Source organism: Brevibacillus sp. AY1, assembly GCF_029870785.1.
Taxonomy (GTDB): domain Bacteria; phylum Bacillota; class Bacilli; order Brevibacillales; family Brevibacillaceae; genus Brevibacillus; species Brevibacillus invocatus.
In genome coordinates this window covers 393,746-409,770 of sequence record NZ_JAFLPN010000001.1, presented here as the reverse complement: position 1 = coordinate 409,770, position 16,025 = coordinate 393,746, and the positions used below count along the sequence as shown (strand labels likewise).

The 16,025-nt window shown below is 48.0% G+C and carries 16 protein-coding genes; 2 read left to right on the top strand and 14 right to left on the bottom strand.

What is annotated here, in order from left to right:
* Positions 1 to 87: 87 nt before the first annotated feature.
* From JZI27_RS02170 to JZI27_RS02160, 3 genes are read right to left on the bottom strand one after another with little or no spacing between them, the layout of a single operon-like run.
* Positions 88 to 864 (bottom strand): class I SAM-dependent methyltransferase, encoded by a 777-nt coding sequence (locus JZI27_RS02170; RefSeq protein WP_122908413.1) that lies wholly within the window; start codon positions 862 to 864, stop codon positions 88 to 90.
* Positions 865 to 869: 5 nt separating this feature from the next.
* Positions 870 to 1,247 carry a VOC family protein gene (locus JZI27_RS02165; protein WP_122908414.1) on the bottom strand — a complete coding sequence of 126 codons (378 nt, stop codon included), beginning with the start codon at positions 1,245 to 1,247 and terminating at the stop codon, positions 870 to 872.
* Positions 1,237 to 2,040 (bottom strand): class I SAM-dependent methyltransferase, encoded by an 804-nt coding sequence (locus JZI27_RS02160; RefSeq protein WP_251242910.1) that lies wholly within the window; start codon positions 2,038 to 2,040, stop codon positions 1,237 to 1,239. The genes JZI27_RS02165 and JZI27_RS02160 overlap by 11 nt, the downstream gene beginning before the upstream one ends.
* Positions 2,041 to 2,147: 107 nt before the next feature.
* Between JZI27_RS02160 and JZI27_RS02155 the strand changes: the two genes are divergently transcribed.
* A complete protein-coding gene (locus JZI27_RS02155) occupies positions 2,148 to 3,014 on the top strand; it encodes a LysR family transcriptional regulator (RefSeq protein ID WP_280206578.1) in 867 nt (288 codons plus the stop codon).
* Between the two features lies 1 nt (position 3,015).
* On the opposite strand, the gene JZI27_RS02150 is transcribed toward JZI27_RS02155, so the two are convergent.
* The 4 genes from JZI27_RS02150 to JZI27_RS02130 all read right to left on the bottom strand — a co-directional run bounded on the left by JZI27_RS02150 (position 3,016) and on the right by JZI27_RS02130 (position 6,303).
* Positions 3,016 to 3,600, bottom strand: a complete 585-nt coding sequence (locus tag JZI27_RS02150; RefSeq protein WP_122908417.1) for a beta-class carbonic anhydrase — start codon at positions 3,598 to 3,600, stop codon at positions 3,016 to 3,018.
* Between the two features lie 331 nt (positions 3,601 to 3,931).
* Positions 3,932 to 4,855 carry an aminoglycoside phosphotransferase family protein gene (locus tag JZI27_RS02140; RefSeq protein WP_280206576.1) on the bottom strand — a complete coding sequence of 308 codons (924 nt, stop codon included), beginning with the start codon at positions 4,853 to 4,855 and terminating at the stop codon, positions 3,932 to 3,934.
* 94 nt (positions 4,856 to 4,949) lie between these two features.
* Positions 4,950 to 5,360 carry an NUDIX hydrolase gene (locus JZI27_RS02135; protein ID WP_280206574.1) on the bottom strand — a complete coding sequence of 137 codons (411 nt, stop codon included), beginning with the start codon at positions 5,358 to 5,360 and terminating at the stop codon, positions 4,950 to 4,952.
* A gap of 67 nt (positions 5,361 to 5,427) precedes the next feature.
* Positions 5,428 to 6,303, bottom strand: a complete 876-nt coding sequence (locus JZI27_RS02130; RefSeq protein WP_280206572.1) for a metallophosphoesterase — start codon at positions 6,301 to 6,303, stop codon at positions 5,428 to 5,430.
* 339 nt (positions 6,304 to 6,642) lie between these two features.
* On the opposite strand from JZI27_RS02130, the gene JZI27_RS02125 reads away from it, so the two are divergent.
* Positions 6,643 to 7,014, top strand: a complete 372-nt coding sequence (locus JZI27_RS02125; protein ID WP_251242913.1) for a hypothetical protein — start codon at positions 6,643 to 6,645, stop codon at positions 7,012 to 7,014.
* A 263-nt stretch (positions 7,015 to 7,277) separates the two neighbouring features.
* On the opposite strand, the gene spo0A is transcribed toward JZI27_RS02125, so the two are convergent.
* The 7 genes from spo0A to dxs form a co-directional block, all read right to left on the bottom strand.
* Complete coding sequence (gene spo0A / locus JZI27_RS02120; RefSeq protein ID WP_122908422.1) at positions 7,278 to 8,066, bottom strand: sporulation transcription factor Spo0A; 789 nt, start codon at positions 8,064 to 8,066, stop codon at positions 7,278 to 7,280.
* A 301-nt stretch (positions 8,067 to 8,367) separates the two neighbouring features.
* Positions 8,368 to 9,708 carry a SpoIVB peptidase gene (spoIVB, locus tag JZI27_RS02115; protein ID WP_280206571.1) on the bottom strand — a complete coding sequence of 447 codons (1,341 nt, stop codon included), beginning with the start codon at positions 9,706 to 9,708 and terminating at the stop codon, positions 8,368 to 8,370.
* 207 nt (positions 9,709 to 9,915) lie between these two features.
* The gene (gene recN / locus JZI27_RS02110; protein ID WP_280206570.1) at positions 9,916 to 11,640 is read right to left on the bottom strand and encodes a DNA repair protein RecN; all 1,725 of its coding nucleotides are present in this window, start codon (positions 11,638 to 11,640) and stop codon (positions 9,916 to 9,918) included.
* Positions 11,641 to 11,655: 15 nt separating this feature from the next.
* Positions 11,656 to 12,105, bottom strand: coding sequence for a transcriptional regulator AhrC/ArgR (ahrC, locus tag JZI27_RS02105; protein WP_122908425.1), 450 nt, complete (start codon positions 12,103 to 12,105; stop codon positions 11,656 to 11,658).
* A gap of 6 nt (positions 12,106 to 12,111) precedes the next feature.
* Positions 12,112 to 12,969 (bottom strand): NAD(+)/NADH kinase, encoded by an 858-nt coding sequence (locus tag JZI27_RS02100; protein WP_251242915.1) that lies wholly within the window; start codon positions 12,967 to 12,969, stop codon positions 12,112 to 12,114.
* A 110-nt stretch (positions 12,970 to 13,079) separates the two neighbouring features.
* Positions 13,080 to 13,898, bottom strand: a complete 819-nt coding sequence (locus JZI27_RS02095; protein WP_122908427.1) for a TlyA family RNA methyltransferase — start codon at positions 13,896 to 13,898, stop codon at positions 13,080 to 13,082.
* Complete coding sequence (gene dxs, locus JZI27_RS02090) at positions 13,895 to 15,781, bottom strand: 1-deoxy-D-xylulose-5-phosphate synthase (RefSeq protein WP_280206567.1); 1,887 nt, start codon at positions 15,779 to 15,781, stop codon at positions 13,895 to 13,897. Before dxs ends, JZI27_RS02095 begins: the two co-directional genes overlap by 4 nt.
* Positions 15,782 to 16,025: the final 244 nt, after the last annotated feature.

Sequence of the window (16,025 nt, the reverse complement as noted above, 5' to 3'; positions counted from 1 at the left end):
ATATAGCTTAGCCCATTGCGTTACAAGTCGAAACCTATTTGTGACAAAGGATTTCACAATTTCGCTTATTTTTTCTGGTAGTATGCCTCACTCTTTCGTTCCTATCCAAAGGCTCCATCTATCCTTCTCGACAATTGGCTGCTGCTCTGACAGCTTTTGTCCCATATAGTCCACGAGTGCCTCCAATTCTACATCGGAAAGTGCATGGAGGATCGAACGACCGGTACGGTCTAAAAGGTCGGCTTTCAGCTCATCCCATACTCGATACGTACGCCGAACCTCCCACAAGGTGTGGAACTCCAAGCATGACAATCCGTTTCTTTGTTGGGCAAGCATGACTTGTTCTCGTTCAGGACGTCTGTTTTTCTCCGTGTCCAGTAGATGAGGATAACAGGAAAAAAAGTAGCCGCGAATGTGCTCTGCAGTCCCAGCAAACTGAATATCCTCCAAGGTACGATCCTGTATGATGCACATACCACCTGGCCTAAGCAGCCGGAACATTTCGGCAAAAAACGCATCCAAATCGTCCAGATGGTGAATCAGTGCCCTTGCAAATACGATATCGGCACTACAGTCAGGCAAACCCGTATTCAGGGCATTGCCATGCAAGAAGGTAATCGCAGCCAGATCTTGTGTATTTTCCCTTGCTGCCGAGAGCATAACCTGAGAAAAATCCACCCCGACGACAGATGCAGCACCGAGTTCCAGCCATGCGCGACTGTAGATGCCGCCCCCGCTCCCGACATCGATGACATGCTTTCCTGTAGGGTCAACGAGCTTTAGCATCGCTTGGCTCCATGACTGATCCACAGCACGACCGCTGTAGGTGGCTTTGTTTTTTTGATCATGGAAATCAATATTCATGATGATTATTGTAACTCCATGAATTCCAATCGATTGCCAAACGGATCCTCAGCGAAGAAGCGAATGATTCCGGGTATATCATCATCTACACGAAAGGAAACGTCATTGTCCTTCAGATGCTGCATGAGTTGCTCGATGTTGCGTACCAGAAAAGCAGGATGTGCTTTTTTCGCGGGAGTAAAGGATGATTCGACTCCGATGTGGATCATTTGCGCTCCACATTGAAACCATACACCGCCACGCACGCGCAGCTTCTCAGGCTTCTCCACCTCCGCCATCCCTAACAGACTGCCGAAAAAGCGGCGTGCTTCTTCCTCACAGCCGACTGGCGCGGCCAATTGTACGTGATCTAAACCCATCCATTCATGTGTCCTATTTGTCATTTCTATCGTTCCCTTCTTTTTGACAGAGGACCATCCACTCATCAATCTGATGCGTGATCACTCGCTGGTCCTTCACTTGTACTTCCAAATATGCGCGTAATGAATCGGGGGCTTGGAGTATAAATTGCTCGACTTCCTCTTCCTGTTCTTTTGATTCAGACGTGCGCTGCACCCATTGTTGGAACGCAAACTTCTTTTTGTTCTCCTTTTCTCTTGTCGCTTTTAATTGATTTTGCTCAAACAGTTTCTTCCATTCCCGAGGAGACAGACATCGCTCATGGCTTAGATCACGCATTTTTTCGATTGTATTGACGAAATCAGCCACTTCTTTGATCTCAGGCACTACATTGTCAATGAACAAGAATGAACCACCGACTCGCAACACACGGCTTACCTCTCGGATAAAAGCATCCGGATTGGGAAAGTGATGGGCAGCGATCCGGCATGTGACAATGTCAAAGGCTCCATCCAAAAACGGAAGCTTCTCCGCATCTGCCTCAACATACAAGATGTTCGTTGCATTTTCTCGTTGATTGGCACGTGCAGCGGCTTCCAGCATGGGTCTCGTCAAATCTGTTGCGACGACAAAATCTACTTCTGCTGAAAGGGTACGAGCCACATGCCCACCACCCGTCGCAATATCAAGGACGACCCAGTCACGCTGTGGCTGCAACCACTCGACCAGCAGCTTCAGGTCATCCCCCTTGGCATGGGTTTGACTTTGCACATAGTGTTCGGCATTTTTTCCAAACTGTTCACGTACCGCTTGTTTGCGCTCATCTGCATATTCCATGTTGAGCACCTCCTGTCCTCTATTTTATTCCCAAAACAAACCATTTTGTTATAGAATACCGATAACCAGATATCAATCATTTCGATAACAAGGAGACTGTGATTGAAATGGACCAACAAAGCCTCGAAGTTTTCCTTACCATTGCCCGACATGGATCGATCAATCGCGCTGCTCAAGTCTTGTTTCTCGCCCAATCCACCTTGACGCATCGGCTCAAGCAACTGGAAAAGCAAATTGGCACTACACTTTTCGTGCGGACTTCGACTGGTGTGGAGCTGTCGAGCGAAGGCAGAAGGCTACTCCCCCTCGCAGCCAATATCGTGGAGCAGATGCGTCTTTTTTCCCAGCATCATGAACAGCGTCAGTCCCTTACGATCGTCGCTGGCAAGTCGTTTATTGCCACGGAGCTTCCTCGATTGCTCGGGAAGTATCGCCAAGCTCATCCTGCATTTACCTGTTACGTCCGTTCTACCCTTTACGAAGAGTCCCTCGCTGCTTTGTTAAGCGGTGCTGCGGACATTGCCTTTTTAGGCAGTGAAATCTATCATCCTCATATTCACCAGGAGTTTTTACCCAGCGATCAAATCCTGCTCGTCACCTCTCCGGATCATCCCTGGGCCTGTCATTTCCCGGGCTTTCCTGAATGGGGAACAGAAGCCATGATCGTCTTTGGCAACCATACTGCTCCCTTTCGTCAGCGGGTTGACCGCTTTTTGGCTCAACAAGGTGTTTTTCCCAATATCATTATGGAATTGGACAGCTTTAGTGCTGTCAAAAAAATGGTCGAACAGTCGTTAGGCATTGCCATGCTTCCCTCGCGCATCGTCGAGGAGGAAGTGGAGCAGGGACGATTAGTCGCACTCGATATTGCTGACGGCACGTTGACTCGCCCTACCCTGTTGGCCTATTTGCAGCCAAAAAAAGAGGACGACCCTGTTGTCCAGTTCGTCCGTTGGATGAAAGAAGTGTATTAAATTAGTTCGCATCCTCTTGTTTTTGCTGATCGTACCCGTTAATGACCACGTCCAACCTTCCTGTAGCCGGATCAATCAACAATCCGTGTACAGGAATGTCGCGTGGTAGCAGAGGGTGATTCTTGATGGTTTGGACGCTTTCTTTTACGCTGTCATCTACACACTCAAAGCCTTGCAGCCATTTGTTCAAATCAATGCCTGCATTCTCCAGTACGGAAATGGTATCCGTTCCGACACCTGTTTCCGCCATCTTTTTCATGACACTTTTGCTATCGATGACACTCATCCCGCAATCATAGTGTCCAATCACCATGACTTCCGCAGCATTCAATTCATAGATCGCAACCATGATACTCCGCATGATACTACCGAAGGGATGAGACACGACCGCTCCGGCGCTTTTTACATGCTTGATATCACCATTGCGCATGTTCATCGCTTTGGGAAGCAGCTCTTCCAACCGTGTATCCATGCAGGACAGGACTACGAGCCTTTTGTCAGGAAATTTGGTTGTCTGGTACTTTTCATAATCGCGATTCGCGACAAACTCGCGGTTGAATGCGAGAATTTCATCCAAATTACGCATGGTGCACCACGTCCTCTTGCAGAAATGTGTTTTCATATATTTTACATGGATTTTCGAGCCGTTCAACTGATTTTGGCACTTTCAAGCAAATCCGCAGTTAAAAGCGAACTTCGACCAGGCATGCCAGCACTCGGAATCAGATCTTGCAACAAGCTTATTTTTCCTTAAATCTTACAGGCTTTTCAACATAGCTGTCTATAACATACCCACAATCGGTACAGATGGAATGGATTAATGTCGATCCAACTGAAAAAAATTTATTGTAGGGCAACACTACGGCGTGACCCGCTTGCTTCCCTCTGCCAATTTCACTGCACCCGCACTTCCCTCCCTATTCATCGCACTCAAAATCTGGCTGCAAATACCAGCTCGGGACATCGCGTTTGAATCCATCATACCAGTCCAATACTTTCTCGGCACGCTTCAGCATCTGCTGTACTTCCTCATCACCAAAAGGAATCGCCCAGTGTATCGATGACAACTGGTTGCAGGCAATGTATAAAGCCATCAGTCGAAAGAACAGCTCTGGCACATCATGATTAAAGTATCCGTGAATGCGTCCTGATGCGAAAGGCGCACTCACATTGGCACACCATGTAATGCGATTGAACTCTTCCCACGGATCTCCATAGTCCAAGCGGTTAAAATCAATAATGCCCAGTTCACCAGACTTGAGAATGAGCATATTCCCGATATGATAGTCACCATGCTGAAACGTTTGCGGACGGTCTTTCAGTAAATATCGATTCTGTTCCATGAAATCGATCATCCGCTCGGCTCCCTCAAGATGAATCCCACAAGACCGATAGTTATTCAAATATCTGTTGATTTTGTCATGATATCGTTCTGCCCATGTCCGTTCGTTTCCATCAAATGGCACTTGATGCAAGCTTCGCAAATAATCTCCTGACTGAATACCTAAAAGATATTGTTGCTTCTTGGTTAAGGCAGGGAGCACATCCCCTGCATCCTCGCCATCGATCCATGTATACAAGGCATATACCGTCTGTCCGTTATTGCATATTCCAAAAGCAATCGGTCTGGACATCAAGATGTTTTTCCCGTTTATTTGTTTAACAGTCTCAAATTCCGATTTCTTGCTCTCAAATAACGAGATGTCCGATACTCTCAACAGCCATTGATCTCTATTTCGCGTTTGGACAAAGTATTTTTTGTCTGTAGACCATCCTTTTTTTATTTCCTTTACGACGTCCCAATCGTTGGAACCCGGTATATCCGCAAATGGTTGACTCATTCAGTTCCCCCTTTTCCATCATCCAGCTTGCCGCCGAAGAAACCGCCTGTTTGGAATTTGACCGTGCGATACTCCCATTTATCCATTAGATTCCTCACCTTTCTTGCCTAACCACTTTTTTAATGGAATTTTTATAGCCTTCAGGCATCGGAACATCATCGATGCAGTCAACGTCGAACCCCTTCCATTCGGAATGTTCTTCGCTCACTTTCACACGATCGATTTCATTCGATTCGCAAAGATAGGTAACTATCAGTACATGCCTGCCGGCTAAGACTTCATATACCCAAACGTCAACGCAATGGATGACGGAGCAAGCTATCCCCAATTCTTCACGGATTTCTCTTCGTAAACAGTCTTCAGGTATTTCACCTGGTTCGAGTCTCCCACCAGGCAATTCCCATTCCAGTCTGTCATTTTTTAATAAGATGACTTCATTCTGATGGAGAAGAATTCCTTTTACGGATACTGGGAGTTGCCAGTTCATATCGTCACCTTCTTCCATACTCATCCAACTCCAACTCATATTCGTGAGGGGCGTGACGTAGAGCATAGGATAATTCCTCACTCTCCTAAGCCTTTCCTTGCAAAGTAAACACCGTAATCTCCGGACGGCAAAAAAAGCGCACAGGCAAAATAGTCGTTCCCAGACCTCTGTTGATATAGACCTGTAAGTGGTTGTTTTCGCCTACCCGATATAGCCCCTGCACATATTTTCTTGCAAGCGGCGGGGTCAAAATATGGCCAATCCATGGTAATCGCACCTGCCCTCCATGACTGTGACCAGACAATTGCACATGTATCGGATATTGTGCAGCCCTATCTGCATAATCCGGTTCGTGGGCCAATAAAATGACCGTCTGCCCTTCCGGAATGTTGGCGGTTGCGCGTGCCAAATCAGGTGACCCGTGCAAGACATCCTCGACACCTGCTATGTATAAGGAGTCGTCATTTTTGTTAATGGAAATATGCCGATTATCCAAAACTTCAAAACGTGATGCGGTCAAAGCTTCCGTCACGGCATTTTGTTGCCCTAAAGCATAATCGTGATTTCCCAATACAGCGAATTTTCCTAATGGCGCCTGCAGCTGACTCAGTATCGGAACAGCATCCACCAAAGGTGCAATCGACTCATCCACCATGTCACCGGTAAAACAGATCAGATCCGGTTGTTCATTCTGGATCACAGAGACAATCCGCTTCAGATCATTTGCTTCCATGTGATGCCCGAGATGAACGTCACTGAAATGAACCACTTTCGTTCCTCTAAAGCTTTCAGACAAGCCAGGTATCGCGAGCGGGATTCGCACCACATCCAGCCATGTCCGTTCCCATCCGTAGGCGTAGGCGCTTGTCGCCACACTCAACCCTACGAAACCACCTAACCATTTTATCCCTTTTCTGAGAAACGTTTCGCGCGAGATTGGAGCAAATTTTGGATCACTCATGTTTTCTCCCTTCGCTCATTTTTCTAGCGGTCTTTATCTTGAAAAGTAGCTTTTACCATTTGCTGAACAATGTGTATTTTACATTGACGTATCAGAGTATCGATTCGTTTGGCCCTGATATTTAAGAAAGGAACTCTCAATGGGACAGATGAGAGAATTTTTTTTGGCAGAATGCTTTGTTTTCTCTCCCAATTATTATAACCCCTTTTCCAGTATCTTAAGAAGGCAACCCAATTCATCGCATTCCTATGCAGAATTAAACGTTTGCCTAATGAATGACTGTGCTCTTGTGCATATAGTAAATGATGCTATGGTTCATTAATGAAGGAGGGTCATGCTTTGGCAATTGGAAAGATTCAGCAGGTTACTCTGCCTTTTCCTTCGACCTGGGATCTACAAGCAGGTGTTGGAAGAAGGCCAATGCGTTCTGCAAAGCTTGTCATCAACTCGGTTATGAATAACCGGGTAAATGGCACCGTTAATTTTCGCGGCACTCCTCTTCCTATTGAAGGCGTCTGGGATGAAGCTGCGAAACAAATTCAATTTGAAACCCCTTTCGCAACATACGTTGGTCAATTATCATCGTTTGACGAACCCACGATCAACATGAGGCACTATATGATGAAAGGATCTCTTAGAATGAAACCTCCTTCGACTTGGGCGGGAGAAACGGGTTCGTGGGCAGCTACTACCAGTTTTCGCATGAGGTAATTCATTTGGAGTGATGAAGTTTATTATCACCGTGTTATTATTCATTCAACACTTCCAATAATACCAAGTATTCCCGAATTCGTACCAGCGTTTCTGGCAGGCATACAACCAATACAAAAAGACACTAGCTTTTTTTGATGAGCTAATGTCCTTGTGTATTGGATCAGAATATTCTAGTGTTTCGCCAACGTTATCGGTGAAGGCTTCTTTGAAGTGCAATACAGCATGTAATCCACACCCTAAAACCCTTGCCTAACCTACTCTCAGCTAATCTTCGCCTCAATCCGCAGCTTGTCCGCCACCATCGCGATGAACTCGCTATTGGTAGGTTTTGCCTTGGTATTGGAGATGGTGTATCCGAACAGGCTAGAGATGGAGTCCAGATTACCTCGCGACCAGGCCACCTCGATCGCATGGCGAATGGCACGTTCTACACGGCTGGCTGTAGTATTAAACTTTTTGGCGATGTCAGGATACAGAACTTTGGTGATGGAACCCAGCAGTTCCACGTCGTTATAGACCATGGTAATCGCTTCACGCAAATATAAATAACCTTTGATGTGAGCTGGGACACCAATCTCATGGATAATGCTCGTAATGCTTGCATCCAGATTTCTTCCTCTGACTGCAAGAGGGGATTGTGGCTTGCTTGCCGAGACAAAGGAAGATGCTGGCTTTGTATTGGTGATCTGGCGAATGCGCTGCGCCAATACCTCCATATCAAATGGCTTGAGAATATAATAAGCCGCACCCAGTTCCACTGCCTTTTTCGTAATTTCTTCCTGGCCAAATGCTGTAAGCATAATAATCTTTGGCTGTGGACTAAGTCGCATGGCTTGAATCTGTTCAAGCACAGCCAATCCATCCAGGTGTGGCATGATAATATCCAAAATCAACACATCAGGTACGCGGTCTTGAAGAATTCTGACTACCTCATTGCCGTTGTACGCCACGCCTATGACATCCATGTCATGCTGGCTGCTGATGTACTCTTCCAATAAGCTTACAAATTCACGATTATCATCTGCTAATAACACTTCAATCTTGCTCAAGGTCGTTCCTCCTAACAATGGACGGTCTTTTGGGAAAGAAGGTGACATTCTAAGAGGCATAATATCCGGATGAGTCCCAACCATCTTTTCTCTATGAAAAATATTCGACAAACCCATATCCGTTCCTGCCAATGACGAAAGTTTGAATGAATTACCTGTAATTTCGACAAAGAACTCTTTAACCCGTCATGTACAAGCATATTTGCTCATCAAATTTAGACGTTTTCTTCCCTTCATTCGTTTCAAAACAGTTTATGGGAAAAGCCGCCTCGCTCAGGTGCGTGACGGCTCTCGTCGTGTGTTAGGCTGCATCGGTTGTAGGGTTGTTTCCTTGTGACTGAGGAGTTTGCCGGACATTGATTCCAGCGTCCTGCAGCATCCATTCAATGTAACAGCCGTAACCAGAGGTCGGGTCATTCACAAATACGTGTGTGACAGCCCCCACAATCTTTCCTTTTTGGATGATCGGGCTTCCGCTCATGCCCTGTACGATGCCACCCGTCTTTTCTAATAGCCGCTTGTCTGTAACCTTGATGATCATTCCTTTGGTAGCGGGAAAATGCTGTTTGACGACATTGGCTATCTCTATATCAAATTCTTCCACTTTTTGCCCGTTCACGACCGTCAAAATTTTAGCTGGCCCTTCTTCTACCTGTTCTGCCAAAGCTACAGGCAACGGTTCATTGTAGTAGCTGCGTTTTGGCTCATCCTTCATCTTGCCAAAAATACCAAACTGCGTGTTTTTGGTGATGTTGCCCAAGACTTCGCTTTCATTGTAAAAACGGGCAAATTTCTCTCCTGGGTTTCCGCTTTGTCCTTTTTCAATCGATGTTACACTGGCCTGTACAATCTGTCCATCCCCTACGACGATGGCCTGTCCCGTATCCACATCCGAAATGACGTGCCCCAAAGCGCCGTAGGCCCTGGAATTGGGATCAAAGAACGTGAGCGTACCTACACCTGCTGCCGAGTCCCGAATGTACAGACCCATCCGGTATTCCTCGTCTTTCTGATCTTTGGCAGGATGCAAGGTCAGTGACAGCTTTTCTTTGCCACGCACCACCAGCAGCTGAACAGGGCTGTTCTTTTTACCTGCTTCATTGATGAGCTTTTTCACATCGTTCATGTCGTTGATGTACATGTCATTGATTTTTACGATCATGTCACCGACGTGAATACCTGCCTGCTCACCGGGGGAAACCTTCTCTTTTCCGTTGTTCACCAGATGATGCCCGACAACCAGAACACCCGCAGTTTGCAGCTTTACCCCGATAGACTGGCCGCCCGGGTAGAGACGCAAATCAGGCAGTACATTCACTTTTACAGCCTTCAGCGGAATGTTTCGCCATTTCACCTGCAAGTTGGCTTCACCGGCACGTCTGGGCTCAACAGACATGGGCTTGCTCAGATCCACGGACACTTCACGCGCCTCTGTCCCATTCACATGCAAGATGTCCGGGTTGCTGTTGACCAATGTTCCCATGACAGGCATGGATACACGCAATTGTTCGAGGGACCCTTCCATCAGTCGCAGCTCGCGGGGAAAGGAGGACAGATCGCGGAATGGGGTGGAACAGACGACAAGCGCCGTGAGGAGAAGAAGGAGACTTCCAATCCATTTTCTTTTGTTCTGTCGGATCACCAGCAATCACTCCTACCGTTCCCTACCTACACCTACATCAAACACCTCCACCTTGTGTACTTATAATGTTGCCTCATGCCACGCGGATTATGTCAGGAAAATAACCCACTTGCTCAACTTGCTTTGTATAGTAAAGGTAAAAAACCGAATTTGTTGGTGCAGGGCAAAAAGGCCTTGCCGAGAACGCAAAGAAAAAAGACTGCCAACTTAGTTGACAGCCTTTCTTCCGCGACCGAGCAAAATCATTTCACGCGCGTGTTCTTTTGTTTTCGTCGTTACTTCAGCGCCACCGAGCATTCTTGCCAGCTCGATCACCCGGTCATCATCGTTCAAACGCTCGACTCGGGTCATGGTCTCATCTTCACTCATTTCTTTTTTAATCAGAAAATGAGCGTCGGCCAAAGAAGCCACTTGAGGCAAGTGTGTGATACACAGAACCTGCCGCTTGCTTGCCACACGGGCTAGCTTTTCTGCAATCGCTTGGGCTGCCCTGCCACTTACTCCCGTATCGACTTCATCAAAAATCAAGGTTTCCACTTGGTCTGTACCCGCTAAAATCGTCTTAATGGCAAGCATAACACGGGACAGTTCACCCCCAGAAGCGATCTTCGCCAGTGGTCGAAGTGGTTCACCAGGGTTAGGCGAGATGAGAAACTCCACTTGATCCATCCCATTTGCATCCACATAACGGTGGAAGCCATCGATCTCCACACCGTCCTCGTCCATCATTTGGCGGACGGTAATCGCAAAACGGGCTCGCTCCATATGTAGCTCCCGCAATTGCTGTTCGATCTCCTGGGCCAGCTTGGTCGCACAATCCTGCCGAATTCCGGACAATTCCAGGGCTTCGACAGCCATGTCAGCCGCTAGCTCGGAAAGACGCTCTTGGGCTTGTTGCAGACGATCTTCGTAGTGGTGCATATCATCCAGCTCGTCCTGAATGGTTGCTGCATACTCCAAAATATCATCCACGCTTTTTCCGTATTTTCGCTTCAAGGATTGAATCAGATCCAAACGACGTTCTACCTCTGCCAGCTGCTCCGGTTCAAAATCCATCTGATACGAAAGATTGCGCAATTGGTGAACGGCGTCCTCTATCTGGTAATAAGCGCTCTGAACGCTCTCTACGATAGGGGCCAATTGCTCGTCAAAAGCAGCGACACGTTCGAGTTCACTCATGGCGTGACCGAGCCAGTCCATCCCTTTTTGATCGCCATACAGGGAACGATATGCATCCTGAATAGAGGAATACACCTTTTCGATGTTCATCCACTTTTTGCGCTGCTGCAGCAGTTTATCATCCTCGCCGGGCGTTAGAGCCGCCGCCTCGATTTCATCCAGCTGATACTGCAGAAGATCCATTCGTTGGGCAAGCTCTCTGTCATTGCGCGCCATCCGCTCCAGATCCTGCCTGGTTCTGCGATATGCCGCGTACAGCTTGCTGTATTCTGTTTTCGCAGAGCCGAGCGCGTGTTCTCCATAGGCGTCCAGCCAGTTGATATGCTTGTCCGCCTGCATCAGCATGTGTGTGTCATGCTGTCCGTGCACCGTTACCAGCCAAGGCCCGAGCTCTCGCAGCATAGCCAGTGTAATCAACTGCCCGTTCAAGCGTATGATGCTTTTTCCTTGACTGGAAATATCTCTGCGCACGACCAGCATGCCGTCCTGTTCGATCTGCACACCCATGCTCTCGCAAACAGCAAAGGCAGGATGACCGCTCGGCAGTTCAAATAGCCCCTCTACCTCAGCCCGCGATTCTCCGTAGCGAACGAAGTCAGCAGACGCCCTTCCGCCGAGCAAAAGTCCCAGTGAGTCGATGATGATGGATTTTCCCGCTCCCGTTTCACCCGTCAGGATGTTTAAGCCCTTTTGAAAGGAAACGGTAACGGATTTAATGATCGCAAAATTTCTGATCGATAGTTCGACTAGCATCTTCAGGTACCACCTTTACAGCATTTTCAGTAAACGCTGTGTCACTTCTTCTGTTTTCTCTTTGGAACGACAAATAATCATGATGGTGTTGTCGCCACTGATGGTTCCCATAATTTCTTCCCATGGGAGATTATCGATCAGCTCTGCAACAGCGTTGGCGTGACCAGACAAAGTCTTCAATACAATAAAATGATCGGCATGATCGATACTGACAAACGAATCGACCAGCATTCGCTTGAGTTTTTGCAGGGGATTAAATTTTTGCTCGGTAGGCATTGAATATTTATACCGTCCGTCGGGCAGCGGTACCTTCACCAAATGAAGTTCCTTGATGTCCCGAGACACCGTTGCCTGCGTAACAGAATAGCCTGCCTCACGCAAACGGTCTACCAGTTCATCCTGTGTTTCCACTTCCTGATTGCTGATAATGTCTCGAATTCGGATATGTCGTTGCCCTTTATTCATACTGGATTACTCCCATTCTCCTTGAAATTTCGTGCGAATTGCTTCAAAAAAGCCACCCTTTTTCAACTTGATCAGCGGTGTTACATACGGAGACTTTCTGATAAAGATCTGGTCTCCCCCTTCGAGCCTGTAGCCGAGCTGACCATCAATGGAGAGGCCCATCTCCTTGTGAATGGCGTCTACCTCCACTCGAATTGTTTGGTTGCCACCGAGCACCATCGGACGAGCTGTCAAGGAATGCGGTGCTACTGGCGTAAGCAACAACATGTCCACATTGGGCGCAACGATCGGCCCTCCAGCAGACAGTGAATAGGCTGTCGAACCAGTCGGTGTCGAAACAATGACCCCATCGCCGCTAAAGGTGGCCACGTACGCGTCGTCCGAATAGACGGCACATTGAATAATACGGCAAAACGATCCTTTTGCAATACCAATATCATTCATCGCCGTGTAAACACCAAGGGTCACGCCTTTACGAATCAGCGTGGCTTCCAGCATCGTACGCTCTTCCAGATCATATTGACCTGACAAAAGATTATCTACCGCATGCGGCAGGTTATCCGGCTCGGCCTCTGACAAGAAGCCTAGCGTGCCGAGATTGATCCCCAGTATCGGCACGGATCTTCCTGCGAGCTTGCGGGCAATGCCCAAAAGGGTACCATCTCCGCCAAGCACACAGATCAGATCTGCCTGCTTGCCCATTTCTTCTACACGTGCCCCAAGCTCCGTCCGTCCCACATCGGAGGCGACGTTTTCATCGAGCAATACATGCGCCCCTCTCACTTCGAGCAAATAAAGAAGTTCTCTGGCGACGATCCGGGCCTCGGGCTTTCCTTTATTTACGATAATTCCGATTTTCTTCACATGGCCCACCCCAAACTGGTTGGAAATCCTTATACAAGTATACAACTTTTCATGCATAAATAAAAAGCCTCGATTGAGACAAAAAACTCGAGGCTTTGGTTTCATGGTGATTATTTTAAAGCTGCATGAGCGGTTGCGACCACATCAGCCACACATTTGAGCCAGGCCTCAGCATCGTAGCCGCCCTCATTTTTTTGCATATGCAGGACAAACTCGATGTTTCCTTCACCGCCGGTAATGGGTGAGTAATCCAGTCCGCGCAAGGAAAAGCCTAATGAGCTGGCAAATTGACCGATATCCGTCAGAACAGACTCATGGACATCCGGATCACGCACAATTCCGTTTTTACCCACTTTTTCTTTTCCAGCCTCAAACTGTGGCTTGACCAATGCCACCACATCGCCGTCCTGCTCCAAAAAGCGGTATAGGACAGGCAGGATGATCTTCAGCGAGATAAACGAGACGTCGATCGACGCCGAATCTGGCTTGTCATACGGAAAAGCGTCCGGGTCCAAATGGCGAAAATTGGTCCTCTCCATGACGACTACCCGTTCATCCTGCCTCAAGCTCCATGCCAGCTGTCCATAGCCGACATCGATGGCGTACACACGACGCGCCCCATTCTGCAGGGCGCAATCGGTAAAGCCACCAGTAGATGCTCCAATATCCATCATGACGCGGTCAGTCATATCAATGCCAAACACGCGCAATGCTTTCTCCAGTTTGAGTCCCCCCCTACTGACGTAAGGATGGACTTCCCCTTTTACACTAATGGCTACATCTTCTGCCAGCTTGGTTCCCGGCTTGTCGCAGCGCTCGCCTGCTACCAGCACCAAACCTGCCATCACTGCAGATTTGGCTTTTTCTCGCGTTTCGTAATGCCCTCTTTCCACGAGCAGGACATCTAATCGTTCTTTTCGTACACTCATGCTTCCACTACGCCCTTCGTCACTGGCATCCAGGCGCGCACGCGGTCAACAAGGTTCTGCGCTGTAAGTCCAACCTCTTGCCGCTGTTCCTTCACGCTTCCATGCTCTACAAAGTAATCCGCAACCGCTACGATCTCGACAGGCACGTCGTGGTAGCCTGTGTTCGCGTAAAACTCGAGAACCGCGCTTCCAAAGCCGCCCATCGCTGCGCCCTCTTCGACTGTGATGATTTTATAACCCTGTTTGGCCAAACGGATCAACAGTTCTTCATCTAAAGGCTTACAGAAACGCGCATTGATCAGCATCGGCTGCAGACCTTCTTCTTGTAGCTGATTGACGGCTTTTTCTGCAATTTCAAAAATATGTCCAAAGGATACGATCGCGACGTGATTCCCTTCCTGAACAATCTCTGCTTTTCCGATGGGCAGGACATCCATGTCAGCATCCATCTTCACTCCACGTACAGGCAGACGTGGATAACGGTAGGAGATCGGCCCGCCATCATAGACAGCGGCGGTTTTCATCATGTGTCGCAGTTCATTTTCGTCCTTAGGAGCCATAATAACCATGTTCGGCACAGTACGCATAAAAGCCGTATCGTACATTCCCTGGTGAGTTTCTCCATCGGCCCCTACTAGTCCGGCGCGATCCACGGCGAACACGACATTCAGCTTCTGTCTGGCAACATCGTGAATCAACTGGTCGTACGCCCGTTGCAAGAAGGTGGAATAGATGGCAAAAACCGGTTTTAATCCTTGGGTGGCCAGTGCAGCAGCGAACGTACAGGCATGTTGCTCGGCAATCCCTACGTCAAAAAGCCGATCCGGGAACTTTTCCCCAAACGGAATCAGGCCGGAGCCAGCAGGCATGGCAGGTGTAACCGCCACGAGTCTACTGTCCTCGTCTGCCAATTGAATCATGGTTTCCGAAAAAACAGATGTATACGTAGGCGCGGAATTCGGTGTGTCGCCTGATTCGATTTTGTACGTACCAATTCCGTGCCACTTGACCGAATCCGCCTCAGCAGGAGCGTAGCCTTTTCCTTTTTTGGTGATCGCATGGATCAGGACAGGACCCTTCGTCTGCTTCGCTATCTTCATGGTCTCCAAAAGCAGCTCCATGTTGTGGCCGTCGATTGGACCGATATAAGTAAAACCAAACTCCTCGAACAAGACACCCGAGACGAGCAGATACTTCATGCTGTCCTTGAAACGTTCCGCGAGATTGGCCAGCTTGCCTCCTACTGCAGGAACCGCTTTCAGCCAATGCTCCAGTCCGTCTTTTGCCCACTGATAGTTCTCTGCAGAACGCAATTTACCCAAATAATTATGCAAAGCCCCTACATTGGGCGCAATCGACATTTCATTGTCATTCAATACAACGATTACATTTTTTTGTTCGTGGCCGATATGGTTCAACGCCTCCAAGGCCATTCCGCCTGTCAGAGCACCGTCACCGATCACAGCTACGACGTGATTTTTTTCCTTTTTCAAGTCGCGCGCAGTAGCCATCCCCATTGCAGCAGAGAGAGATGTACTGCTGTGACCTGTTTCCCAAACGTCGTGCGGGCTCTCGATCATCTTAGGAAAACCGCACAAGCCTTTATACTGTCGCAATGTCGGAAACATATCCCGACGACCAGTCAACATTTTATGTACATAAGCCTGATGCCCCACGTCCCAAATCAGCTTATCCTTAGGACTGTTGAATGCGTAATGAAGAGTCAGGGTCAGCTCCACCACTCCAAGGTTCGGAGCAAGATGACCACCTGTCTTGGACAGGTTTTCGACCAGAAACTGTCTGATCTCCTCTGCCAGCGTATACAACTGAGGTATCGTAAGCTTTTTTAAATCCTGGGGATCATTTATTTTAGTAAGCAGCATTGGTATTCCTCACTTTCAACTGGTTGCTTCTCCGGTGATTGGGCATGCTGCATTCCAATCCATCTCAAGCGAAAGGTTATGTCAGTCTTGAAAAAAACAAGTGTCCATCCTGTATACGAATCACGTCTCAAAACGTTTCTCACAGAAAAAGGCTCCACCTGTTTTGGCAAGGCCCCTTTTGATTTATGCTTGTATCAGCTTGATTTATTATAACGGTTTCTTATAAAAAACACCACTCTTCCTC

Bases quoted from the DNA above. Each gene is read 5' to 3' on its own strand.
- JZI27_RS02170 (WP_122908413.1), bottom strand. From the start codon at position 864: ATGAATATTGATTTCCATGATCAAAAAAACAAAGCCACCTACAGCGGT.
- JZI27_RS02165 (WP_122908414.1), bottom strand. From the start codon at position 1,247: ATGACAAATAGGACACATGAATGGATGGGTTTAGATCACGTACAATTG.
- JZI27_RS02160 (WP_251242910.1), bottom strand. From the start codon at position 2,040: ATGGAATATGCAGATGAGCGCAAACAAGCGGTACGTGAACAGTTTGGA.
- JZI27_RS02155 (WP_280206578.1), top strand. From the start codon at position 2,148: ATGGACCAACAAAGCCTCGAAGTTTTCCTTACCATTGCCCGACATGGA.
- JZI27_RS02150 (WP_122908417.1), bottom strand. From the start codon at position 3,600: ATGCGTAATTTGGATGAAATTCTCGCATTCAACCGCGAGTTTGTCGCG.
- JZI27_RS02140 (WP_280206576.1), bottom strand. From the start codon at position 4,855: ATGAGTCAACCATTTGCGGATATACCGGGTTCCAACGATTGGGACGTC.
- JZI27_RS02135 (WP_280206574.1), bottom strand. From the start codon at position 5,360: ATGGAAGAAGGTGACGATATGAACTGGCAACTCCCAGTATCCGTAAAA.
- JZI27_RS02130 (WP_280206572.1), bottom strand. From the start codon at position 6,303: ATGAGTGATCCAAAATTTGCTCCAATCTCGCGCGAAACGTTTCTCAGA.
- recN (WP_280206570.1), bottom strand. From the start codon at position 11,640: ATGCTAGTCGAACTATCGATCAGAAATTTTGCGATCATTAAATCCGTT.
- ahrC (WP_122908425.1), bottom strand. From the start codon at position 12,105: ATGAATAAAGGGCAACGACATATCCGAATTCGAGACATTATCAGCAAT.
- JZI27_RS02095 (WP_122908427.1), bottom strand. From the start codon at position 13,898: ATGAGTGTACGAAAAGAACGATTAGATGTCCTGCTCGTGGAAAGAGGG.
- dxs (WP_280206567.1), bottom strand. From the start codon at position 15,781: ATGCTGCTTACTAAAATAAATGATCCCCAGGATTTAAAAAAGCTTACG.